The sequence below is a fragment of the Arthrobacter sp. 10N410 genome, assembly GCF_056394945.1.
This window is the reverse complement of sequence record NZ_JBFTIP010000002.1, coordinates 416,928-439,535: the sequence shown is the minus strand read 5'-3', so window position 1 is coordinate 439,535 and position 22,608 is coordinate 416,928. Positions and strand designations below refer to the sequence as shown.

Here is a 22,608-nt window from a genome sequence, read left to right as displayed (position 1 = left end):
CGGATCAGGCCGGGCTGGAGACATCCTCCAACGCTGCGGCAATCTCCGGCGGCAACGGCGTCAGCACCGCATCCATGATCTCCTTCAACTGGACCGGCGTCCGGGCACCCACCAACGCGGTGGCCACGCCGTGCTGTGAGAGCAACCAGCTCAGGGACACGTCCAGCGCGGTCCGGCCCAGACCCTTGGCCGCCATCGCCACGGCCTCTACGACGCTGGAGGCGATCCCTTCAAGGTAGGGCTCCACGTAGCCGGCCAGCTTGTGGTGTGCGGCCCGCGAATCGGAGGGAATATGACCGCGGTACTTGCCGGTCAGCACCCCGCGCCCCAGCGCGCCCCACGCCATCAGGCCAAGCCCGGCGTCTTCGATTGCCGGGATCAGCTCGGCTTCGGGCTTTCGCTGCAGCAGCGAGTACTCGGCCTGGCAGGCAACCAGCGGGAAGTCAGCCACCGCGGCGGCCTTGGCGGTCTGCCAGCCGTTGAAGTTGGAGACACCGGCGTAGCGTGCCCGGCCGGAGCGGACTGCGAATTCCAAGGCGGAAAGGGTCTCCTCCAGCGGAACGTTCGGATCCCAAACCTGGGCGAACCAGATATCCACATAGTCGGTGCCGAGTCGGGCCAGGCTCGCGTCAAGGCCGGACAGCATGCCGTTGCGCGAGGTGTCCACGCTGCGCCGGCCTCCCGAGGTCGTCAACCCGGCTTTAGTGGAGATCACCACTTCGGAGCGGGCCACGACGTCGCCCAGCATGCCGCCCAGCAGGACCTCGGCCCCGCCGCCGGCGTAGGACGCGGCCGTGTCGATCAGCGTGCCGCCGCCGTCGACGAAAGCACGAAGCAGTCCGGCGGCATCCTGTTCATCGGTCTCACCGGCCCACGACATGGTGCCAAGGGAAAGGGACGAGACACGCAACCCACTGTTGCCGACATAACGCTGCTGCATGCCTGCAAGCTTACGATGCTTCGGAACCTCCATAACGTAGGGTCTATAAACGTGAACTGGTTAGAAGCGGCCTTTCTGGGCCTTGTGCAGGGACTGACAGAATTCCTCCCGATTTCCTCGAGCGCCCATCTGCGGATCGTGGGGGCGTTCCTGCCCAACGCCGCGGACCCTGGCGCGGCTTTCACCGCCATCACCCAGCTGGGTACCGAGACGGCGGTGATCGTCTACTTCTGGCGGGACATTGTGCGGATCGTCAAGGCCTGGTTCGGCTCGCTGACTGGCAAGGTCTCACGGCAGGATCCGGACGCACGGATGGGCTGGCTCGTGATTCTGGGCAGCCTGCCGATCATCGTCCTTGGCTTGCTCTTCCAGGACCAGATCGAATCGGTGCTCCGCAGCCTCTGGATCGTCGCCACCACCCTGATCGTCTTCGGCATGATCCTCGCCGTGGCGGACGCCGTCGGCCGCCAGGAACGTGACCTCACCAAGCTCAGCTACAAGCACGGCATTTTCTATGGCCTCGCCCAGGCGATGGCGCTGATCCCCGGGGTGTCACGCTCCGGCGGCACGATCACGGCCGGCCTGCTCATGGGGTACACCCGTGAGGCCGCCGCCCGCTACTCCTTCCTGCTCGCAATCCCCGCCGTCTTCGGCAGCGGCCTGTACCAGCTCTACAAGGTGGTCTCGAAGGACGGCATCACCGGCCCTTACGGCCTGCCCGAAACCGCCCTCGCCACCGCGATCGCCTTCGTGGTGGGCTACGTGATCATCGGCTGGTTCCTCAGGTACGTCTCCACCCGCAGCTACCGGCTCTTCGTCTGGTACCGCATTTTGCTGGGCCTCGCGCTGTACCTGTTGCTCGGTTTCAATGTCATCAGCGCCTAGCACTAGGCTTGGGGTGTGAAATCCTGGATCTCCCGCCCTGTTCCCCAGCTGCCGGGCAGCATGCCCGCGCTGCGTCTTTTCGATACCGCCAAGGGCGGCCTCGCCACCCTTGAAGCGACGGGGGAGCAGTCCATGTACGTCTGCGGGATCACCCCGTATGACGCCACCCACATGGGCCACGCGGCGAGTTACGTGGCCTTTGACCTGCTCAACCGGGCGTGGCGTGACGGCCGCCAGCAGGTCGCCTATGTCCAGAACGTGACCGACGTCGACGACCCCCTGCTGGAGCGCGCGACTGCCACCGGGGTGGACTGGCGGGAACTCGCCGCCAGCCAGATTGAGCTGTTCCAGACCGACATGGAAGCCCTGAACGTGCTGGCGCCGGATAACTACGTGGGCGCCGTGGAGGCCATCCCGCTGATCGTCCCGGCTATCGAGTCGCTCGTGCAGCGCGGCCTGGCCTACCGGGTGTCCGGCACCCCCGGCGAGCCCGACGGAGATGTCTACTACGACGTCGAGGCGGCCGGAAAGCACTCGGCCGAAGCGCAGGACGCGTGGACGCTGGGATCCATCTCGGGCCTGTCCGATGCCGAGATGCTTGAACTCTTCGCCGAGCGCGGCGGCGACCCCGGCCGGGCCGGGAAACGCCAGGCGCTTGATCCGCTGCTCTGGCGCGTGGCCCGTGACGGCGAACCCAGCTGGCCCGGCGGCGAACTGGGGGAGGGGCGCCCCGGCTGGCACATCGAATGTACCGTCATTGCGCAGAAATACCTGCCCGCTCCGTTCACCGTGCAGGGCGGCGGGTCCGACCTGGTCTTCCCGCACCACGAAATGGGAGCCGGCCATGCCTACTCCCTGACCGGGGTGCCGCTGGCCAAGCACTTCGCGCACGCCGGCATGGTGGGACTCGACGGCGAAAAGATGAGCAAGTCCAAGGGCAACCTCGTGCTCGTCTCCAAGCTGCGCGCCGCCGGCGAAGACCCTGCCGCGATCCGGCTGGCAATCCTGGCCCACCACTACCGCAGCGACTGGTCCTGGACGGATGAGGGCTTCACCGAGGCCAAGGACCGGCTCCGGACCTGGCGTGCCGCCGTCGAACTCGCACCGGCGGGTTCTGCCGGGCCGCTCCTCGCAGAGATGCGGGCCGCGCTCTCTGACGACCTCAACGCCCCGCACGCCCTCGAGGCCGTGGACGCATGGGCGTCTGCAGCGCTGGCAGCCGGAGCGGGTACTGGTTCCGCGGCTGACGCTGCACTGGTGGGCGACGCCGTCGACGCACTGCTCGGCGTCGAACTCTAGACCTCACGAACCGCCAAAAGGCCGGCGACGCAAAAAAACGCTGGCGACACCCGGATTCCGGCGTCGCCAGCGCTTTTGCGTCGCGCCGGGAAGCAAGCGCGTCGGCCCCGAGGTCTAGGGCTTGTCCTTGCCGCGGCGCTTGAGGTAGCGCTCGAATTCCCGCGCGATGGACTCGCCGCTGGCCTCGGGTAGGTCTGCGGTGTCTTTCGCCTCCTCCAGCTGGCGGACGTAGGCGGCGATCTCCGGATCCTCTGTTGCGAGTTCGTCCACGCCGCGTTCCCACGCGTCCGAGTCCTCCACCAGCTCCTGCGTGTCGAGCGGGACCTGCAGCAGTTCCTCGATCCGGTGCAGCAGCGCCAGCTGGGCCTTCGGTGAGGGCGCCTGCGCCACGTAGTGTGGCACGGCCGCCCAGAGCGAGACGGTGGGAAGCCCGGCCAGCAGGGCCACCTCGGCGAGCACCCCGACGATCCCTACCGGACCCTCGTACTGGGATGCCTCCAGGTCCATCCGTTCCCGCAGTGCCGCGTCGTCGGTCGAGGCGCTAACCGGGATGGGGCGGCTGTGCGGCACGTCCGCGAGCAGCGCCCCGACCAGGATGACGTAGTCCACCTTCAGCGCCTCGGCGTGCACCAACAGCTCTGCCGTGTAAGCGCGCCATTTGTAAGACGGCTCGGTGCCCTGGACAAAGATGACGTCCACGTTGGAGTCCGGGACGCTGGCTTTAAAGATCCGGGTGGCAGGCCACTTGATCTTCCGTTCGCCGGACGCCGTGCGCCGGATGGTGGGGCGGGTGAACTGGAAGTCGTAATACTCGTCGGCATCAATCGAGCCCACCTTCTTGCCGCCCCAGAGCTTGTTGAGGTAGCGCAGCGCATCGCTCGCCGCTTCACCGGCATCGTTCCAGCCTTCGAAGGCTGCAAGCATCACGGTGACACGCTGGCCCTCGGGCACGGGCTGCAGCAGCCGCTCCGGCTCGGGCGTGACGCCCGTTTCCGTGGTGTCTGGCTCGAAGCTATTCATGTGTTCACCCTACGTCCAAGTCGCAGGCGCGCGCATGGAGGAAAACGCCCCGGGTGCCCTGAAATTCGCCATCGGCGTAGCCTTGGGCGCCCCACACGGCCTGCACCGTAGACTGGAGGGCATGCGATCCCCAGCCTCCCAGCCCCTGCTCAAAGCCGCTTTATGGGACATGGACGGCACGATCGTGGACACCGAACGGTACTGGATTGAAGCCGAACACGCCCTGGTAGCCGCCCACGGCGGACAGTGGTCGCACGAGAAGGCCATGCAGCTCGTAGGCCAGTCGCTGGTCTATTCGGCCGGCATCCTGCAGGAAGCCGGCGTGGCGCTGGAAGTGCGCGAAATCATCGACACCCTCACCGGGCATGTCGTCAGCCTGGTCCGGGAGTCCGTGCCGTGGCGCCCCGGCGCACGCGAACTGCTGGAGGAACTGCACACGGCGGGCGTCCGCTGCGCCCTCGTGACCATGTCCGAGGCGCCCCTGGCCCGCGAAATCGTGGCCAGCCTGCCCAAACCCTATTTCGAGTTCCTGGTCACCGGGGACACCGTCACGCAGGGCAAGCCGCATCCCGAGGCGTACCTGAAAGCCGTGGAACTCCTGCAGCAGCGCGACCCCGAGCTGGACCACCGTCACTGCGTGGCCCTTGAAGACTCGGGGCCGGGGGTCGCGGCGGCCGTGGCTTCCGGCGTCGTCACGGTGGCGATTCCGCACATCGTCCCGCTCCCGCACGATCCGCGGCGCGCGACCTGGGACACCCTGGCCGGACGCACGGTCGCCGACCTGGAGGAGCTGCTCGGCCTCCGGCACGAATTTACCGGAGCCGGTCTGCGGCTGTCCGCCGGCGAACTGGAGAACTCCGGGCTGGAAAGCGCGGCAAGCGGAGGCCGTCGCCTTGACTGAGCCGTCGCCGCAGAAGCCGCCGGAGACCGGGGACCGCCCCTTTTCGCTCCGTGGCGGAATCCCGCTGGGCCGGATCGCCGGCATTCCCTTGGTGCTTGCCTACTCTTGGTTCGCCATCGCCGCTTTCACCGTGATCGCCTACGGACCCGTGCTCGAGCACAACGACCCCCGCCTCGGCATCACCGCCTATCTCGTGGCGTTCGCCTACTCAGTGCTGCTGCTGATCTCGGTGCTCGTCCACGAACTGGCCCACGCGCTCACCGCCCGGCTCTACCACTGGCCCACCCGCAAGATCGTCCTCAACCTCTGGGGCGGCCACACCCAGTTCGAAGAGTTCACCGCCTCGCCGGGCAGATCCGTGCTGGTCGCCCTGGCCGGACCAGCCGCGAACCTGGTGCTCGCCGCCGGCGGCTGGCTGTTGCTCTCCGGCGGGCAGCTGGACGGCGTCGCGGACACCCTGGCGAACATCTTTGTCTGGGCCAACCTGCTGATCGGCATCTTCAATGTGCTGCCCGGCCTGCCGCTGGACGGGGGCCGGCTGGTGGAATCGGCGGTCTGGAAGGTCACCGGCAGCCACGAGAAGGGGACCATTGCGGCCGGCTGGGCCGGCCGCATCATCGTGATCGCACTGGCAGTCTGGTTTGTTGCACTCCCGCTCCTAAGCGGCAACCGCCCGGATACCTCCCTCATGCTCATCACCCTGCTGGTTGGCAGCTTCCTCTGGATGGGTGCCACCGCCTCCATCCAGCAAGCCCGGTACCGGAGCCGGCTGCACCTGGTGGACGCCGCGGCCCTCGCCGAGCCGGCGCTCGGGCTGCCCGACACCGCCACCGTCCTGGACGTGCTGCGGCACTCGCCGCAGGGTGTCCCCGCCGTCGTGCTCTTCGGCCAGGACGCGCGGCCATCGGCCGTCGTCGACGAAACCGCCGCCGCGGCCGTTCCGCCCGCGCTGGCCGCCACGACCCCGGCAACCGCCGTCGCCTACCCGCTCGCCGCGGGTGCCTACGTCAAGGAAACCGACCGGGGCGCCGAACTGCTGGCATACCTTGCCCAGATCGAAGGTTCGGACTATGCGGTGGTCAACGACGCCGGCACCGTCACCGGACTGTTGCGCCAGCTGACCGTGCTCAACGCCCTGACCGGGAAGCAGCCGAGCGGCACCCCCGGCTCACAGACCGGGGGCGAAGGCCGGAATCAGGACCAGACCCGGTAGAGTTACCTGCCGGTCGTGAATTCTCCGGCCCACGAACACGGGCCGGTGCCCGCCGCTCATCCGCGGCCACCGCAGCTTTACAGGAGCGAGGAACATCTCATGAGCAGCGACACTGCCGCCAACGCCACCCCCAGCGGGGACAGCACAGCCGCCGACAGCATTTCGGCGCCAGCCGCCGAAACTGCCAATGTAACAGCCACCGAAACAGCACCCGGCACTGCGCCCGGCACTGCGCCCGGCACTGCGCCGGTCGGCGCCAACCGGCGCCGCGGTCCGTTCCGCGAGGGCGAGCGGGTGCAGCTCACGGACGAACGCGGCCGGATGAACACCATCAGCCTCGAGGCCGGCGGGGCCTTCCACACGCACCGCGGCTTCCTCAACCACGACGAGATCATCGGCAAGCCGGACGGCTCGGTCGTGGTGAACAACGTCGGCCAGCAGTACCAGACCTTACGCCCGCTGCTCTCGGACTTCGTGCTCTCGATGCCGCGCGGCGCGGCCGTGGTGTATCCCAAGGACGCCGGCCAGATCGTCACCATGGCCGACATTTTCCCGGGCGCACGCGTGGTTGAGGCCGGCGTCGGCTCCGGCGCACTGTCCATCTCGCTGCTGCGCGCGGTGGGGGACAACGGCTACCTGCACTCCTTCGAACGCCGTGCGGAATTCGCCGACATCGCCCGCGGCAACGTCGAAACGATCTTCGGCGGGCCGCACCCGGCGTGGCAGATCACCCTGGGCGACTTCCAGGAGGAAGTTGTGCGGACCGAGGCGCCGGGATCCGTGGACCGGGTGGTCCTGGATATGCTGGCGCCCTGGGAATGCCTCGACGCCGTGGCCACCGTGCTGGCTCCCGGCGGCGTGTGGATCAACTATGTCGCGACTGTTACGCAGCTGTCACGGACCGCCGAGGCCATCCGCGCCGACGGCCGCTTCACCGAGCCGGATGCCTGGGAATCCATGGTCCGCGGCTGGCACCTCGAGGGCCTCGCCGTGCGCCCGGACCACCGGATGGTAGCCCACACCGGCTTCCTTCTGGTCACCCGCCGGCTGGCCGACGGCGTCACCGGCATCTCCGTGAAGCGCCGGCCGTCCAAGACCGAGTTCGACGCCGAGGACGTCAACGCCTGGACCCCCGGGGCAGTCGGGGAACGCGCGGTCTCGGACAAGAAGCTGCGCCGGGCCGCCCGCGACGCGATCGCCGGCACCAACGTCAAGGACACCCCCGAGGTTACGAACTAGTCCGTATTTCGGAAGTCTTCAGCAGCACCCGCCGAGTTGGGGCTATGGTCTTAATAGAAGTACGGAAGGGGCTGATGCATGATGGAGACTCCCAACAACGACCACGGCCGGACGCCGGCGGAGGACGAGGCCCAGGCGGCTGCCGCTGCCGGAGGGACTGAACCGGCGGGGGCATCCGACGTCGACCGGTATGCAGCCAATGAGCTATCGGTTGCCGAACGCCAGGTCAATATCCTGCGGGACAAGCTCCGCCACATCGACCGCCAGCTCGCGGCCGCCACGCAGAACAACTCCAAGCTCGTGGGCATGCTGGAAACGGCCAAGGCCGAGATCCTGCGGTTGAAGAACGCCCTGGACCAGGAGGGCCAGCCGCCCTACAGCTTCGGCACCGTCCTGCAGCTAAACCCGAAGCGACGCCCCGAACCCGGCAGCAGCGGGCAGGCCGACACGGAGGAGTCCGTGGACATCTTCAACGCCGGCCGCAAGATGCGGGTGGGCATCAGCCCGCTTGTGAACATCAACCAACTCGCCGTCGGGCAGGAAGTCCTGCTCAACGAGGCGCTGCTGGTGGTGGCCGGGCTTGGCTACGAGCGGGCCGGAGACCTGGTCACGCTCAAGGAACTGCTGGGATCGGACCGCGCCCTCGTTGTGGGCCGCGCGGACGAGGAACGGGTCATCCGGCTCTCCGGCGCCCTGCTTGCGCAGAAGCTCCGGGTCGGCGACGCCCTCTCGATCGACAGCCGCACCGGCTACGCCCTGGAGAAGATTCCCCGTTCCGAGGTGGAAAACCTCGTCCTCGAAGAAGTCCCGGACATCACCTACCAGGACATCGGCGGACTGGGCCCGCAGATCGAACAGATCCGCGACGCCGTCGAACTGCCGTTCCTGCACCCGGACCTGTACCGGGAGCACGGGCTCAAGGCACCCAAGGGCATCCTGCTCTACGGGCCGCCGGGCTGCGGCAAGACCCTCATCGCCAAGGCCGTGGCCAACTCGCTGGCCGCCCGGGCCGCCGAACGCGCCGGCAAGACGGACATGAAGAGCTACTTCCTGAACATCAAAGGACCGGAGCTGCTGGACAAGTACGTCGGTGAGACCGAACGGCACATCCGGCTGATCTTCGCCCGGGCCCGCGAGAAGGCCTCCGAGGGCAGCCCCGTGGTGGTGTTCTTCGACGAGATGGATTCGCTGTTCCGCACCCGTGGCACCGGCATCTCCTCGGACGTCGAGACGACCATCGTGCCGCAGCTGCTCAGCGAGATCGACGGCGTGGAGCGGCTGGACAACGTGATCGTGATCGGCGCCTCCAACCGCGAGGACATGATCGATCCGGCGATCCTGCGCCCGGGCAGGCTGGACGTGAAGGTCAAGATCCAGCGTCCCGATGCCGAGGCCGCCGCGGACATCTTCAACAAATACATCACCACGGACCTGCCCTTCCACGAGCAGGACCTCGCCGAGCACAACGGCGACGTGCAGGCGACGGTGGATGCCATGATCCAGCGCACGGTAGAGGCCATGTACTCCACCGAGAAGTCCAACGAGTACCTCGAGGTGACCTACGCCAACGGGGACACCGAAATGCTGTACTTCAAGGACTTCAACTCCGGCGCCGTGGTGCAGAACGTCGTGGACCGCGCCAAGAAGTCCGCGATCAAGGACCTGCTCACCTCCGGGCAGAAGGGCCTGCGCATCGACCACCTGCTCCGCGCCGTCATTGATGAGTTCCGCGAGCATGAGGACATGCCCAACACCACCAACCCGGACGACTGGGCCAGGATTTCCGGCAAGAAGGGCGAACGCATCACATACATCCGCACCATCGTCCAAGGCAAGGCCGGCCAGGAACCCGGCAAATCCATCGAGACGATGCCGAGCACGGGCCAGTACCTGTGACCGCCGGACCTTCAGCGGTTTCAGGGGGGCTGCCCGCCGGCGGCGCCATGCGGGTGATGGGCTCCGAGACCGAATACGGGATCCACGCGCCCTCCGCCCCGGGGGCCAACGCCACCATGATGTCCGCCCGGGTCATCCAGGCCTACGCCCAGGTGACCCGGCAACGCGCAGCCGGCGGCGCCGAAACCCGCTGGGACTACACCGACGAGGAGCCGCTGCACGACGCCCGGGGCTGGACCCTGGAGCGCAGCGAGGCGGAACCGGAACAACTCACCGACCGGCCACCGGCCCTGGACGCGGAGGCGATCGCGCTTGCCTACGGCCGCGCGGAGCTGGACCACGACGGCGAGGACGAGTCCGGTTCGCTGCTCATGAACATGGTGCTGGGCAACGGCGCGCGGCTCTACGTGGACCACGCCCACCCGGAATACTCGAGTCCGGAAGTCACCAACCCGCGCGATGCCGTCACCTGGGACGCCGCCGGGGACCTCGTGGCTCTGGCCGCGGTCCGCCGGCTGGCCGCGGACCCGGAACTGCCGCCGATCAACCTGTACAAGAACAACACGGACAACAAATCCGTATCGTACGGCTCGCACGAAAACTACCTGATGCCCCGCTCGGTCCCGTTCGGCGAAATAGCCCGGGGGCTGACACCGTTCTTTGTCACCCGGCAGATCATGTGCGGCGCCGGCCGCGTCGGCCTGGGCCAGGACAGCTCCCGGCCCGGCTACCAAATCAGCCAGCGGGCGGACTTTTTCGAGACCGAGGTCGGCCTCGAAACCACCATCCGGCGACCCATCATCAACACCCGGGATGAACCGCACGCGACCGCGGACAAATACCGCCGGCTGCACGTCATCATCGGCGATGCGAACCTCAGCCAGGGAGCCAACTTCCTGAAGTTCGGCAGCACCGCCATGGTCCTGAGCCTCATCGAGGCCGGCCTGGCGCCCCGCATCGAGGTCCACGAACCGGTGGCGGCCCTGCAGGCCGTCAGCCACGACACCTCCCTGACCGCGACCCTGCGCCTGCTCGACGGACGCCGCGTCACTGCCTTGGACCTGCAGTGGATGTACTTCGAGGCTGCCGCCAAGCTCGCCCAGGATACCGGTGTGGCGGACGCCGTCGACGGCGACGGCCACACCCACGCCGTGCTCGAGCGCTGGTCCGCGACCCTTACCGCGCTGGACAGCGACCGGGCCGCCGCCGCGTCGACAGTCGAATGGCTGGCCAAGCTCTCGCTGCTGGAGGGCTACCGCCAGCGCGACGGGCTGGAATGGTCGGACGCCCGGCTGGGGCTCGTGGACCTGCAGTGGGCGGACATCCGCCCCGAGAAGGGGCTCTACCACCGGCTGCTGGCCCGCGACCGGATGCAGCGGATCGTCGACGACGAAGCGATCGCCCGTGCGGTGACGGAGCCGCCGTCGGACACCCGGGCTTTCTTCCGCGGCCGCTGCGTCAGCCGCTTCGGCACCGACCTGGTTGGCGCCAGCTGGGACTCGGTGATCTTCGACCTGCCGGGGCGCGGCAAGCTGCAGCGGGTCCCCACCCGCGAACCGCTGCGCGGCACGGAGGCCCTGACCGGAGGACTCTTCGCCCGGCACCGCCAGGCCGCGCCGTTCCTTGCGGAGTTGCTCGGGTTGCCCCCGGGTTCGTAGGCCCAAAGACCCCCCGCAGGGGACCAGGGCGTGGCAAGATTGCTTACAGGATGTCCTGTGCAGGATGGGGCAGCCGGTGGGATTAAACAGTGGGATCAGAAGGAGAAAACGATGGCAGGCCAGGAGCAGCAGCAGCCGCAGTCCCGCGACACTGAGGTCGAGGAGGACATCCCCGCACCTCCCGCGGCACCCGAGGCCCAGGCCTCTGCCGCGACCCAGGGCGTGGACGATCTGCTCGATGAGATCGACGGCGTGCTGGAGTCAAACGCCGAGGAGTTCGTCAGGGCCTTCGTCCAGAAGGGCGGCCAGTAGCCCTCCGGCCGCCGGCTGGTCGCGGACACTACTGGAGGAGAACCGGAACTGAGGAGACACAGGGCTGAGGGCCGGAAGTCGTTGATCCACTACGTTGAGGGAGTGCACCAGTGCAGGAAACATCAGCCAACCAGGTAGCAGCGAACGCGACGTCCTCATTCACGGAGCACCTGCAGCGTTCACGGCCCGAACTGCTGCCCTACAACGCCCTCCAACACGGATTACCAGCTGGACCTGCAACCGCGCCGCTCCAGACCCCGCACGCAACCACGATCGTGGCCCTGACCTACGCCGGGGGAGTGCTGATGGCCGGTGACCGCCGCGCGACGATGGGCAACGTGATCGCCAGCCGGCACATCGAGAAGGTGTTCCCCGCGGACCAGTATTCTGTGCTCGGCATCGCCGGGACTGCCGGCATCGCGCTCGATATCACCCGGCTGTTCCAAGTGGAGCTGGAACATTACGAAAAAATCGAAGGAACGCAGCTGAGCCTGGACGGCAAGGCCAACCGGCTCGGTGCCATGATCCGCGGAAACCTTCCCATGGCGATGCAGGGCCTCGCCGTGGTCCCGCTGTTTGCCGGCTTCGACCGGCCCGCCGGCGTCGGCCGCCTGTTCTCCTACGACGTCACCGGCGGCCGCTACGAGGAGCAGGAGCACCACACCGTCGGTTCGGGCTCCATGTTCGCCCGCGGCGCGCTGAAGAAGCTCTGGCGGCCCAACCTCTCCGAAGCCGACGCCGTCCAGGTGGCCGTCGAAGCCCTGTACGACGCGGCCGACGACGACTCCGCCACGGGCGGTCCGGACCCCGTCCGGCAACTCTGGCCCGTGGTCTACACCGTCAGCCGCTCCGGTGCAGTGCGCGTCCCGGAGCGCGAACTTGCGGCGGTGGCCGGCGCCATCATCGAGTCACGGGCCGTAGCCCAGCGGGAGGCCTGAGATGACCCAGCAGTTCTATGTCTCGCCCGAGCAGCTGATGAAGGACCGGGCGGACTTCGCCCGGAAAGGCATCGCGCGGGGACGTTCTGTGGTGGTCATCAGTTGCCGGGACGGGATCGCCCTGGTCGCGGAAAACCCCTCGCCGTCGCTGCACAAGATCGGCGAAATCTACGACAAGATCGCCTTCGCCGCCGTCGGCAAGTACAACGAGTTCGAAAGCCTGCGCCAGGCCGGGGTGCGCTACGCGGACGTCCGCGGCTACTCCTACGACCGCGAGGACGTCACGGCCCGGGGCCTGGCGAGCGTCTATGCGCAAAGCCTCGGCGCCGTCTTCACCGCCGAGCAGAAGCCCTTTGAAGTGGAACTGGCCGTGACGGAGGTCGGGGACAGCCAGGACCTGGACCACCTCTACCGGCTGACCTTCGACGGGTCCATCGCCGACGAACAGGGATTCATCGTGATGGGCGGCCAGGCCGACAAGGTGTCCGAAGCCGTTGCGGCCGGCTGGCGCAGCGAACTCGACTTCGCCGGCGCCATCCGGCTGGCCCTGGCCGGACTGGTAGCGGACAAGGAAACCGACGCACTGCCGGCGTCGGCCGTGGAGGTGGCCGTGCTGGACCGCGGCTCCGAGAGCAGCCGCGGCACCCGCCGCGCCTTCCGCCGCCTCGACGACGCCGACGTCGTGGCACTGCTGGCTGAGGAGAACTGAAATGGACAAGCGCATCTTCGGTATCGAAACCGAATTCGGAATTTCCTATTCGAGCCCGGAGTCCCGCCCGCTCGCGCCGGAGGAAGTGGCCCGGTACCTCTTCCGAAAGGTGGTCAGCTGGGGGAGGTCCTCCAATGTGTTCCTCACCAACGGCTCACGGCTCTACCTCGACGTCGGTTCGCACCCTGAGTACGCGACCGCCGAGTGCGACGACCTGGCCCAGCTCATCGCCCATGACCGGGCGGGCGAGCTGATCCTGGACGACCTCGTGGACGAGGCGCAGGAGCGCCTTGCGGCCGAAGGGTTCAACGGCACCGTGTACCTGTTCAAGAACAACACCGACTCGGCGGGCAACTCCTACGGCAGCCACGAGAATTACCTGATTCCCCGCCGCGGGGAGTTTTCCCGGCTGGCGGAAATCCTGATCCCGTTCCTCGTGACCCGCCAGTTGATCGCCGGCGCGGGAAAGATCCTGAAGACCCCGCACGGCGCCACCTACGCCTTCTCCCAGCGCGCGGACCACATCTGGGAGGGGGTCTCCTCCGCCACGACCCGGTCCCGGCCGATCATCAACACCCGCGACGAGCCGCACGCCGACGCCGAGTTCTACCGGCGGCTACATGTGATCGTCGGGGACTCGAACATGTCCGAGACCACGGCCCTGCTCAAAGTCGGCACCGTGGACCTGATCCTGCGGATGATCGAGGCCGGCGTGATCATGCGCGACATGCGGATGGAAAACCCGATCCGCAGCATCCGGGAGATCTCCCACGACCTCAGCGGCCGCGCGGTGGTACGCCTCGCTAACGGCCGGCAGCTCACGGCCCTTGAGATCCAGCGCGAGTACCTGAACAAAGTGACCGAATTCGTGGCGGACCGCGGCGCCCACAACCCGCACGTCCCGCTCATCCTGGACCTGTGGGAACGGACCCTTGACGCGATCGAAAGCGGAAACACGAGCACGATCGACACCGAAGTTGACTGGGCCATCAAGAAGAAGCTGATGGACAACTACCGCGAGCGGCACGGCCTGGAACTCGACGCGCCGCGGATCGCCCAACTGGACCTCACCTACCACGACATTTCACGCAGCCGCGGTCTCTTCTACCTGCTCCAGGCCCGCGGCGCGGCACGGCGGGTCGTCGACGACACCGCAGTGAAGGATGCCGTCGACGCGCCGCCGCAGACCACCCGGGCCAAACTGCGCGGCGACTTCGTCCGCCGGGCGCAGGAACTGGGCCGTGACTACACGGTGGACTGGGTCCATTTGAAGCTGAACGACCGCGCCCACCAGACCATTTTGTGCAAGGATCCCTTCCGCAGCGTGGACGACCGGGTGGACGCCCTGCTGGACTCTATGGGCTGATACCCAGCTTTCCGCGTTATTCTGGGGAAGGTGCCGTTTCACGGCCACCGCATGCTTTGCCGCTGGCAACCGTCCGGCGAAGCGTCCATCCTGCCCCGACGAAAGTTCTTACGTGCGCCGACTATTAGCAATTCTCCTCCCCGGACTGCTGCTGCTCACCGCTTGTGGTGGCGGCCAGCCTGCCGCTCCGGAGCCCACCAGCCAGTCCGCCGGCGAGACCGCGAAGCTGGACTCCCTGAAACTGACCGAGAACGGCGACAAGAAGGCACCCGGCGTCGAGTTCACCAAGCCGCTTGAGGTCAAGGAATTGACCACAAAAGTCGTCACCGAAGGTTCCGGCGACCGGCTGAAGGCCAACCAGCTCGCCGAACTCTCCGTAGCCGGGTTCAATGGCGCGGATGGGAAGTCGCTGGGGGACAACTTCAGCAAGGATCCCGAAGAGCTTGAGTTGAATGATGCGCTCAAGTCCGGCAACGCCCCCTTGTACAACGTTCTGGTCGGCGCCAAAGTCGGCTCGCACGTGGCCCTCGCCGTCCCCGGACAGCCCGCCGCGCAGGGAAGCGAAGCTCAGCCCTCTCAGTTGCTGATTATCAAGGTGCTGTCCGCGAAGGACGCCCCCAAGGTGCTGGACAAGCCAGAGGGCGACGCCGTGACCCCGCCTGCAGGTCTGCCGACAGTCAAGGAAAATGACAAGGGCGTCCCGGAGATCACGGTCGAGGGTGTGGCCGCTCCCAAGGCCCTCGTTTCCCAGGACCTGATCAAGGGCAAGGGCCAGGCGGTCAAGGAATCCGACACCATCACGGCCAACTACGTCCTGTACTCGCTAAAGGATAAAAAGAAGCTCGAAGCCAGCTTCGATAGCGGCAAGCCTCTAGTGAAGAAACTGAGCCAACTCATACCCGGCTGGCAGCAGGGTCTCGCTGGTAAGACTGTAGGTTCACGAGTTCTCCTCGTGGTACCTGCCAAGCTCGCATACGGCGCTGCTCAGGGCGACCTCGTCTTCGTCGTCGACATTCTAGGCGCCCGTTAGCCTCGCAGCTTCATCGCGTTCACCCCAGGAAACCACCCAAGAAGGAGCAACCATGTCATTTGGACAGCGCAACATCGACCGCCAGAAGCCGGAAATTGACTTCCCGGAGGGCGACGTACCCACCGAGCTCGTCATCACCGACCTGATCGAGGGTGACGGTGCCGAAGCCAAGGCCGGCGACACCGTCTCCACCCACTACGTCGGCGTGGCCTGGTCCACCGGCGAAGAGTTCGACGCCTCCTGGGGCCGGGGCGCACCCCTGGACTTCCGGGTCGGCGTCGGCCAGGTCATCCAGGGCTGGGACCAGGGCCTGCTGGGCATGAAGGTCGGCGGCCGCCGCCGGCTCGAAATCCCCTCCGAAATGGCTTACGGCGCCCGCGGCGCCGGCGGAGCGATCGGCCCCAACGAGGCCCTGATCTTCGTCGTCGACCTCGTCGCCGTCCGCTAATCCCCACCGGCTCCCTGCCCTCGCAAGCTCGGGCCGGGGCCCTCGCCGGCGTGGGCCCACCCACCGGCCACCGCGAAAGCGCGGTAACAATCGGAAAGTTCTTCCGGTTGTTGCCGCGCTTTCGCGGTTTTCGGGGCGGACACTTTAGTACCCTTGCGGAGTGTCCGCCTCACGTACTGAACGCCTCCTGAACCTGCTCATCGCCCTGCTCAACACCCAATACGGGCTGCGCCGCAGCGAGCTGCGCGAGAAGGTCTATCACGACACCACCAGCTCCGAGGCCGCCTTCGGCCGGATGTTCGAACGGGACAAAGGCGAGCTGCGCCAGTTCGGCTTCGACGTCGAGACCGTGACGGACAAGGGCTGGGGCTCCGATGACCCGGCGACCACGCGGTACCGGATCGGCAAGGAATCCAACCGGCTGCCGGACGTCAGCCTGACCCCCGCAGAGTGCACCGTGCTGATCCTCGCCGCGCAGCTCTGGGAACAGGCTGCCCTGGGCTCCGCCGCGCGCGACGCCGTGCGCAAACTGCAGGCCGCCGGCGGCCTGCCGGACGCCGAACTTCCCCCGGGGGTCCAGCCCCGCATCCGCCCTGCCGGGCAGGCGTTCGAGGACCTCGTCGCCGCCGTCCACACCCAGCACCCCGTGAGCTTCAAGTATCTGGCCGGCAGCACCGGACACGAGGAGACCCGCACCGTCGAGCCCTGGGGCCTCGGCAGCCGCTTCGGGCAGTGGTACCTCGTTGGCCACGACCGCGCCCGCGGGGACAAACGGTTCTACCGGCTGTCGCGGTTCACCTCCGCCGTCACCGTGCTGGACCAGGAGTCCTTCACCCCGCCGTCGTCCTTCAACGTCCGCCAACAACTTGCCGCGCTGCCCGAACTGCCCGTGCGGCACGCCCTCGTCGACGTCGCCGACGGCGCGCTGCTGGGGCTTCGCAAGCATGCCGGACCCGCCGCCGGCACCGAGGGTGACATCACCGATGCCGTCGCGGCAGCGCCTCGCTCCGGTTTCGACCGCCTCAAGGTGCCATACCGGGACATTGAGACGCTCGCCGAGGAGCTCGCTTCCTACGGCCCGAAGGCCGTCGTCGTCGCGCCGCCCGAGCTGCAGACCGCCGTGCGCCGGCGACTGGCGGCGGCCGCAGCCTTCGCTGCGGCGCCGGTCCCGCCCATCGAATTCCCGCGATTGGCTCCGGCCAAACGGAGCCGAAAGCGCACGTCCGAGGACCAGCTCAAGCGGATGCTCCAGCTGGTCCCTTTCCTGGTACACAACCAGGGCCTGCACATCAGCGAAGTGGCCGACCGGTTCGGCATCACCCGCAAGGAACTCGAGGACGACCTGCGGATCCTGATCTGCTCCGGCCTGCCCGAGGGCTACCCGGACGATCTGTTGGACATCCAGTGGGACGACGACCACGTCTACATCATCGAGGACCTCGACCTTAAGCGGCCGGTGCGTTTCACCGTGGACGAGGCCTGCGCGCTGCTCACCGGCCTCGAAGCGCTCAACGGCCTGCCCGGACTCGCCGAGGGCGGCACCCTGGAGTCCGTGACGCTCAAGCTCATGGCCGCGGCCGGCGAGGAGGGGCTGAAGGCGGCGGCCGTGTCCGGTCCCGAGGTGGCGCCGGAGGATTCCGGCACCCTCGAAACGGCACGCAACGCCATCCGCACCGGCGCGCAGTTGCGGCTGAGCTATCTCTCCCCGCAACGCGATGCCGTCACCGAACGCGACATCGACCCGCAGCGGCTCTACTCAATGGACAGCACCTGGTACCTCGAGGCGTACTGTCATTCCGCGCAGGGCCTGCGGAACTTCCGGCTGGACCGGATCCAAAGCCTGGAACCCAACGGACGCCCGGTGTCCTCGGCCGCCAACCCGGCAGGCGGGTTCCCGGTCAAGCTGTTCACGCCCAACGACGATGACGCCGTGGTGGTGGTCGAGCTGACCAGGCAGGGCGCCGGGCTCGCGGATGACTACTACGCCGAACGGACCGCCGCGCTTCCGGACGGCCACGTCCTGGCCGAAATCCGCTTCGGCAGTGCCGGTTGGCTGCCGATGTTCGTGGCCCAGCACGGCGGCGCCGTCCGCATCCTGCAGCCTCCTGCGCTGGCCGCGGCCGCCCGGGAATGGCTCGACGCCGCCCTCGCCCGATACGAAGACCACCCCGCACGCCAGCTAGACTGATCAGCATGCCTTGGTGGTCCTGGATCGTAATTTGGATAGCGCTCGTCGCGCTGTCGCTGCTGTTCTTTGGCGTGCTCGGCGTCCGGCTCTTCCGGCAGTTCATGGCCACGGTCAAGGAACTCGGTGAGGCGGGGGAGCGCTTCTCGACGTTCGCTTCCTCCCCGATTACCTCCGGTTCAGCCGCTGTTCATGTGGGTGCCGTAGGCTCGGACGGCGACGACGCGGGGGACGGAGCCGGCCCGTACGCGGAGCCCGGGGCAGCCGTTTTTGCCCCGCCCGCGTTGATGCGACATGATTACCATGCATCCAAAATCGCGCGTCAGGAAGCCCGGCGGTTGCGCCGGATCCGGCGCAAAGCGGAGCGAGGCCAGCCCCAGGCGCTGCGCGACATCGATCTGCGTTAGACATAGGATGTACTCAAACGAAAGGACCACCCAGCATGAGGCTTGAAGGCTGGCATCTCATCATCATCATCGTCCTGGCCTTGGTGCTTTTCGCTGCACCGAAGCTGCCCGGAATGGCCCGCAGCCTGGGCCAGTCGATGCGGATTTTCAAATCCGAGGTCCGCGAAATGAAAAAGGACGGCACGCCGGAGGCCAAGGCTGACTCCGACGCCGTCGAGGGCAAAGTCGTGAACCACCCCCGGTCCGCCGGCACCGAGAGCCGCCCGGGCGAGGGAACCGACGTTCCGCCGCCGAACCGCGCCTAGAACCACATGGCAGTAACCATGAGCCGCCGATCGAACCCCGAGGGCCGGATGGCCCTCCTCGATCACCTCAAAGAGCTGCGGAACCGGCTCTTTAAGTCGGCGATCGCTGTCGTCCTCGGGACCGTCGTCGGATTCCTCGTCTACCAGCCGATGCTGGCGGCGCTGATCAAGCCGATCCGCGACCTGAACGAACATGAGGGCCGGCAGGCGTCGCTGAACTTCGACGGCGTGGCGAGCTCCTTTGACCTGATGATCCAGGTGTCCGTGTTCCTGGGCCTGATCGTCGCCAGCCCGGTCTGGCTCTACCAGCTCTGGGCGTTCATTGTCCCCGGGCTGCACAAGAAGGAACGGCGCCTGGCGCTCTCCTTCGTCGCCGCCGCCGTGCCGCTCTTCGTCGGCGGCGTCCTGCTCGCCTGGCTGGTGCTCCCCAACGCGGTGCGGGTGCTGACCGACTTCACCCCCTCCGGCGGCTCCAACTTCATCAGCGCCCAGGTCTACCTGTCCTTCGTGCTGCGCCTGTTGCTCGCCTTCGGCATTGCCTTCCTGCTGCCGGTGGTGCTGTTCGGGCTCAACCTGGCCGGGCTGATCAAGGGCCAGCAGCTGCTCAAGAGCTGGCGGATCACCGTGTTCCTGGTCTGCCTCTTCGCTGCCATGGCCGCCCCCGGCGCCGACGCGATGAGCATGTTCTACCTTGCCGTGCCCATGCTGGTGCTGTTCTTCACCGCCATCGGGCTGTGCCTGCTCAACGACCGCCGGCGGGAGAAGCGGGCGGCCAAGGTGGCCGCCGAGACCGAAGCCACCGCGGACCAGGCGACTCCCAGCTCCGAGCTGGAGAATCTCTAGCCGTCCGCCCACTAGGCTGGAAGCATGTCCTCACTACCCGGGCCGGAGTCGCCGTCCGAGCGTTACCGTGCCAGCGCCGAGCGGGCCGCAGAAGCCAAGACCTATCTGGGCGGTTTCACCCGTTCGCTCGCGTTCGACCTCGATCCCTTCCAGCGCGAGGCGTGCCTGTCCCTGCAAGCGGGCCGGGGCGTGCTGGTGGCCGCCCCGACCGGGGCCGGAAAGACGATTGTCGGGGAGTTCGCCATTTACCTGGCGCTCCAGCGCGGCCTGAAAGCCTTCTACACGACGCCGATCAAGGCGCTAAGCAACCAGAAGTACACCGAGCTGGCCGAGAAGTACGGCGCGGCGCAGGTGGGCCTGCTGACCGGTGACACCAGCATCAACGGCGAAGCCCCGGTAGTGGTGATGACCACCGAGGTGCTCCGCAACATGCTCTATGCCGGCTCGGAGACCCTGGATGACCTCGGCTTCGTCGTGATGGACGAGGTGCACTACCTCGCCGACCGGTTCCGCGGCGCCGTCTGGGAGGAAGTCATCATCCACCTGCCCAGCGAGGTGCAGGTGGCCTCGCTCAGCGCCACGGTCTCCAACGCCGAGGAGTTCGGCGCCTGGCTGGACACCGTCCGCGGCCAGACTGACGTGATCGTCTCCGAGCACCGTCCCGTACCGCTGTGGCAGCACGTCATGGTGGGACGCAAGATCGTGGACCTGTTCGCCGGCGACACCAGCTTCGACGAAATTGCGCCCGCCGGTGAGGACAATGTGGCCGCTACCGCGGATACCGCAGGCTCCAGCGCCGCGATCACCGCACGCGCCGGCTACGAGGTCAACCCGGAACTGCTGTCGATGGCCCGGGCCGAGAGCCAGATGAACTTCCGCGGCCGCTTCGGGCACGGCGGCCGCAACCAGCGCCGCCAGCAGCGCGGCCAGCGGGAGGCGGCACCGCAGGGCGCCCCGCGCAGCCCGGTCCGGAAGGCCAGCCGCCCGCAGGTCATCGCCAGCCTGGACCGGATGGACCTGCTGCCGGCCATCACCTTCATCTTCTCGCGCGCCGGCTGCGATGCCGCCGTGGCGCAGTGCGTCTCCGCCGGGCTCTGGCTGACCACCGAGAAGGAACAGCTCATCATCGCCCAGCGGGTCGACGAAGCGGCCCAGGACATCCCCTCCGACGATCTGGACGTCCTGGGCTTCTGGAGCTGGCGGGACGGGCTGCTGCGTGGCCTGGCCGCGCACCATGCCGGCATGTTGCCGACCTTCAAGGAGGTCGTCGAGAAGCTCTTCGTGGACGGACTGGTCAAGGCGGTGTTCGCCACCGAGACCCTCGCGCTGGGGGTCAATATGCCCGCGCGCTGCGTGGTGCTGGAGAAGCTGGATAAGTTCAACGGCGAAGCGCACGTGAACATCACGGCGGGGGAGTACACCCAGCTGACCGGCCGGGCGGGCCGCCGCGGGATCGACATCGAGGGGCACGCCGTCGTGCTCTGGCAGCCGGGCACCGATCCGGCAGCCGTCGCGGGTCTCGCCTCCCGCCGGACCTACCCGCTGAACTCCAGCTTCCGGCCCACCTACAACATGTCCATTAACCTCGTGGCCCAGTTCGGCCGGCCGCGCGCCCGCGAAATCCTTGAGTCCTCCTTCGCCCAGTTCCAAGCGGACCGCTCCGTGGTCGGACTGGCCAAGCAGGTCCGCAGCCGGGAGGAATCCCTGGCCGGGTTCAGCAAGGCAATGAGCTGCCATCTGGGCGACTTCACCGAGTACTCCAGACTGCGCCGGGCCCTGTCGGACGCCGAAAACGCAGCTTCCAAAGGCACGTCGCGGGCCCGGAAGTCGCTCACCGAAGACTCCCTGAGCCGGCTGCTGCCCGGCGACGTCGTCGATGTGCCGTCCGGCCGGGCCCCCGGCCTCGCCGTCGTGCTCAGCTCGGACCATCACTCCCGCGAGCCGCGGCCGGCGGTAATGACCCTGGACAACCAGCTTCGCCGGATCGGCCTTCACGATGTGGAGGGACCGCTGGCCCCGATCACGCGGGTCAGGATCCCCAAGTCCTTCAACGCCAAAGTGCCGAAGTCGCGGCGCGACCTGGCCTCATCGGTCCGCAACGCCATCCGGGAGAGCCGGCCGCCGGCACCGCCGAACCGGAACGAGGACTTCGGCCGTGCCGCCGCCCTGCCGAACATGGAGAAGAAGATCGCGGAACTGCGCCGCGAGCTCCGGGCCCACCCCTGCCACGGCTGCAGCGAACGCGAGGACCACGCCCGCTGGTCCGAGCGCTGGTGGAAGCTCCGGCAGGAAACCGACGGCCTGATCCGCCAAATCCAGGGACGCACCAACACCATCGCCAAGACCTTCGACCGGGTCTGCGGAGTCCTCTCCGGCTACGGCTACCTGGAAACCTCCGACTCGGGCACGCTTTCCATCAGCCCGGACGGGCAGCGGCTGCGCCGGATCTACGGGGAAAAGGACCTGCTGATCTCCCAGGCGCTGCGGATGGGCGCCTTCAGCGACCTCGACGCCGCGGAAATCGCGGCACTGGCCAGCGTTCTGGTCTACCAGGCCAAGCGCGAGGACCGCGGTCTGCGGCCCAAGATGCCCAGCGTCTCGCTGGAGTCCGCCGTCGACACCGTGGTGCGGGAGTGGTCCGCCCTGGAGGACGTGGAGGAGGCCAACAAGCTGCCACTGACGGGGGAGCCCGAGCTCGGCCTGGTCTGGCCGATCTTCAAGTGGGCCAAGGGCCGACACCTCCAGGAGGTGCTCAGCGGCACGGACCTCGCCGCCGGCGACTTCGTCCGCTGGGTGAAACAGGTCATCGACCTGCTGGACCAGCTCGCCAAGATTCCCGGACTGGACCCGCGCGTCGCACGGCTGTGCGGCGACGCGATCACCCTGGTCAAACGCGGCGTCGTCGCTTACTCGGCCGTCGTGTGACCGGCCCCTAGCGGCCCTCCGCCCCTGCCTTTCCTCCACCATGCCCCGATGCCGCAGGCCCGGCACACCGGCCCCCAGCTACAAGGAGT

Annotated in this window: 20 protein-coding genes; 18 read left to right on the top strand and 2 right to left on the bottom strand. The window is 67.6% G+C overall.

Features of this window, described 5'->3' with window-relative positions; translation table 11 throughout:
• Positions 1-4: 4 nt before the first annotated feature.
• Positions 5-940, bottom strand: a complete 936-nt coding sequence (locus AC1DB8_RS06540) for an aldo/keto reductase (RefSeq protein ID WP_476892525.1) — start codon at positions 938-940, stop codon at positions 5-7.
• 51 nt (positions 941-991) lie between these two features.
• Between AC1DB8_RS06540 and AC1DB8_RS06535 the strand changes: the two genes are divergently transcribed.
• Both AC1DB8_RS06535 and mshC read left to right on the top strand, forming a co-directional pair.
• On the top strand, positions 992-1,825 hold the full coding sequence (locus AC1DB8_RS06535) for an undecaprenyl-diphosphate phosphatase (RefSeq protein ID WP_441417797.1): 834 nt from the start codon (positions 992-994) through the stop codon (positions 1,823-1,825).
• 15 nt (positions 1,826-1,840) lie between these two features.
• Entirely contained in the window at positions 1,841-3,124 is a 1,284-nt protein-coding gene (gene mshC, locus AC1DB8_RS06530; protein WP_476892524.1) for a cysteine--1-D-myo-inosityl 2-amino-2-deoxy-alpha-D-glucopyranoside ligase, read from the top strand.
• Positions 3,125-3,238: 114 nt separating this feature from the next.
• Here the strand turns inward: mshC and AC1DB8_RS06525 are convergent, their stop codons facing one another.
• On the bottom strand, positions 3,239-4,144 hold the full coding sequence (locus AC1DB8_RS06525) for a PAC2 family protein (protein WP_175323659.1): 906 nt from the start codon (positions 4,142-4,144) through the stop codon (positions 3,239-3,241).
• 121 nt (positions 4,145-4,265) lie between these two features.
• Here AC1DB8_RS06525 and AC1DB8_RS06520 point away from each other — a divergent pair, with 121 nt between their 5' ends.
• The 16 genes from AC1DB8_RS06520 to AC1DB8_RS06445 all read left to right on the top strand — a co-directional run bounded on the left by AC1DB8_RS06520 (position 4,266) and on the right by AC1DB8_RS06445 (position 22,519).
• On the top strand, positions 4,266-5,045 hold the full coding sequence (locus tag AC1DB8_RS06520; protein ID WP_476892523.1) for an HAD family hydrolase: 780 nt from the start codon (positions 4,266-4,268) through the stop codon (positions 5,043-5,045).
• Positions 5,038-6,258 carry a site-2 protease family protein gene (locus AC1DB8_RS06515; protein WP_476892522.1) on the top strand — a complete coding sequence of 407 codons (1,221 nt, stop codon included), beginning with the start codon at positions 5,038-5,040 and terminating at the stop codon, positions 6,256-6,258. The genes AC1DB8_RS06520 and AC1DB8_RS06515 overlap by 8 nt, the downstream gene beginning before the upstream one ends.
• 99 nt (positions 6,259-6,357) lie before the next feature.
• Positions 6,358-7,497 carry a tRNA (adenine-N1)-methyltransferase gene (locus AC1DB8_RS06510; RefSeq protein ID WP_441417793.1) on the top strand — a complete coding sequence of 380 codons (1,140 nt, stop codon included), beginning with the start codon at positions 6,358-6,360 and terminating at the stop codon, positions 7,495-7,497.
• An 81-nt stretch (positions 7,498-7,578) separates the two neighbouring features.
• The gene (gene arc / locus AC1DB8_RS06505) at positions 7,579-9,393 is read left to right on the top strand and encodes a proteasome ATPase (RefSeq protein WP_441417886.1); all 1,815 of its coding nucleotides are present in this window, start codon (positions 7,579-7,581) and stop codon (positions 9,391-9,393) included.
• A gap of 47 nt (positions 9,394-9,440) precedes the next feature.
• Complete coding sequence (gene dop, locus AC1DB8_RS06500) at positions 9,441-11,051, top strand: depupylase/deamidase Dop (RefSeq protein ID WP_476892677.1); 1,611 nt, start codon at positions 9,441-9,443, stop codon at positions 11,049-11,051.
• 111 nt (positions 11,052-11,162) lie between these two features.
• Positions 11,163-11,363 (top strand): ubiquitin-like protein Pup, encoded by a 201-nt coding sequence (locus AC1DB8_RS06495; protein WP_146337557.1) that lies wholly within the window; start codon positions 11,163-11,165, stop codon positions 11,361-11,363.
• Between the two features lie 110 nt (positions 11,364-11,473).
• Complete coding sequence (prcB, locus tag AC1DB8_RS06490) at positions 11,474-12,301, top strand: proteasome subunit beta (protein ID WP_441417792.1); 828 nt, start codon at positions 11,474-11,476, stop codon at positions 12,299-12,301.
• A 1-nt stretch (position 12,302) separates the two neighbouring features.
• Complete coding sequence (prcA, locus tag AC1DB8_RS06485; RefSeq protein WP_175323655.1) at positions 12,303-13,010, top strand: proteasome subunit alpha; 708 nt, start codon at positions 12,303-12,305, stop codon at positions 13,008-13,010.
• Position 13,011: 1 nt separating this feature from the next.
• Positions 13,012-14,376, top strand: a complete 1,365-nt coding sequence (pafA, locus tag AC1DB8_RS06480) for a Pup--protein ligase (protein ID WP_441417791.1) — start codon at positions 13,012-13,014, stop codon at positions 14,374-14,376.
• A 112-nt stretch (positions 14,377-14,488) separates the two neighbouring features.
• The gene (locus AC1DB8_RS06475) at positions 14,489-15,406 is read left to right on the top strand and encodes an FKBP-type peptidyl-prolyl cis-trans isomerase (protein WP_476892521.1); all 918 of its coding nucleotides are present in this window, start codon (positions 14,489-14,491) and stop codon (positions 15,404-15,406) included.
• Positions 15,407-15,458: 52 nt separating this feature from the next.
• Positions 15,459-15,854 (top strand): FKBP-type peptidyl-prolyl cis-trans isomerase, encoded by a 396-nt coding sequence (locus tag AC1DB8_RS06470; protein WP_441417789.1) that lies wholly within the window; start codon positions 15,459-15,461, stop codon positions 15,852-15,854.
• Positions 15,855-16,014: 160 nt separating this feature from the next.
• Positions 16,015-18,042 (top strand): helix-turn-helix transcriptional regulator, encoded by a 2,028-nt coding sequence (locus AC1DB8_RS06465; RefSeq protein WP_476892520.1) that lies wholly within the window; start codon positions 16,015-16,017, stop codon positions 18,040-18,042.
• A gap of 5 nt (positions 18,043-18,047) precedes the next feature.
• A complete protein-coding gene (locus tag AC1DB8_RS06460) occupies positions 18,048-18,446 on the top strand; it encodes a hypothetical protein (RefSeq protein WP_476892519.1) in 399 nt (132 codons plus the stop codon).
• Between the two features lie 35 nt (positions 18,447-18,481).
• Entirely contained in the window at positions 18,482-18,751 is a 270-nt protein-coding gene (tatA, locus tag AC1DB8_RS06455) for a Sec-independent protein translocase subunit TatA (RefSeq protein WP_441417786.1), read from the top strand.
• 48 nt (positions 18,752-18,799) lie between these two features.
• Positions 18,800-19,594 (top strand): twin-arginine translocase subunit TatC, encoded by a 795-nt coding sequence (tatC, locus tag AC1DB8_RS06450; protein ID WP_441417884.1) that lies wholly within the window; start codon positions 18,800-18,802, stop codon positions 19,592-19,594.
• Between the two features lie 24 nt (positions 19,595-19,618).
• Entirely contained in the window at positions 19,619-22,519 is a 2,901-nt protein-coding gene (locus AC1DB8_RS06445) for a DEAD/DEAH box helicase (protein WP_476892518.1), read from the top strand.
• Positions 22,520-22,608: the final 89 nt, after the last annotated feature.

Coding starts and splice junctions, on each gene's coding strand:
- AC1DB8_RS06460 (WP_476892519.1), top strand. CDS start 18,048: ATGCCTTGGTGGTCCTGGATCGTAATTTGGATAGCGCTCGTCGCGCTG.
- prcA (WP_175323655.1), top strand. CDS start 12,303: ATGACCCAGCAGTTCTATGTCTCGCCCGAGCAGCTGATGAAGGACCGG.
- AC1DB8_RS06525 (WP_175323659.1), bottom strand. CDS start 4,144: ATGAATAGCTTCGAGCCAGACACCACGGAAACGGGCGTCACGCCCGAG.
- AC1DB8_RS06510 (WP_441417793.1), top strand. CDS start 6,358: ATGAGCAGCGACACTGCCGCCAACGCCACCCCCAGCGGGGACAGCACA.
- AC1DB8_RS06520 (WP_476892523.1), top strand. CDS start 4,266: ATGCGATCCCCAGCCTCCCAGCCCCTGCTCAAAGCCGCTTTATGGGAC.
- AC1DB8_RS06495 (WP_146337557.1), top strand. CDS start 11,163: ATGGCAGGCCAGGAGCAGCAGCAGCCGCAGTCCCGCGACACTGAGGTC.
- dop (WP_476892677.1), top strand. CDS start 9,441: ATGCGGGTGATGGGCTCCGAGACCGAATACGGGATCCACGCGCCCTCC.
- tatA (WP_441417786.1), top strand. CDS start 18,482: ATGAGGCTTGAAGGCTGGCATCTCATCATCATCATCGTCCTGGCCTTG.
- arc (WP_441417886.1), top strand. CDS start 7,579: ATGGAGACTCCCAACAACGACCACGGCCGGACGCCGGCGGAGGACGAG.
- AC1DB8_RS06470 (WP_441417789.1), top strand. CDS start 15,459: ATGTCATTTGGACAGCGCAACATCGACCGCCAGAAGCCGGAAATTGAC.
- AC1DB8_RS06445 (WP_476892518.1), top strand. CDS start 19,619: ATGTCCTCACTACCCGGGCCGGAGTCGCCGTCCGAGCGTTACCGTGCC.
- tatC (WP_441417884.1), top strand. CDS start 18,800: ATGGCCCTCCTCGATCACCTCAAAGAGCTGCGGAACCGGCTCTTTAAG.
- pafA (WP_441417791.1), top strand. CDS start 13,012: ATGGACAAGCGCATCTTCGGTATCGAAACCGAATTCGGAATTTCCTAT.
- AC1DB8_RS06540 (WP_476892525.1), bottom strand. CDS start 940: ATGCAGCAGCGTTATGTCGGCAACAGTGGGTTGCGTGTCTCGTCCCTT.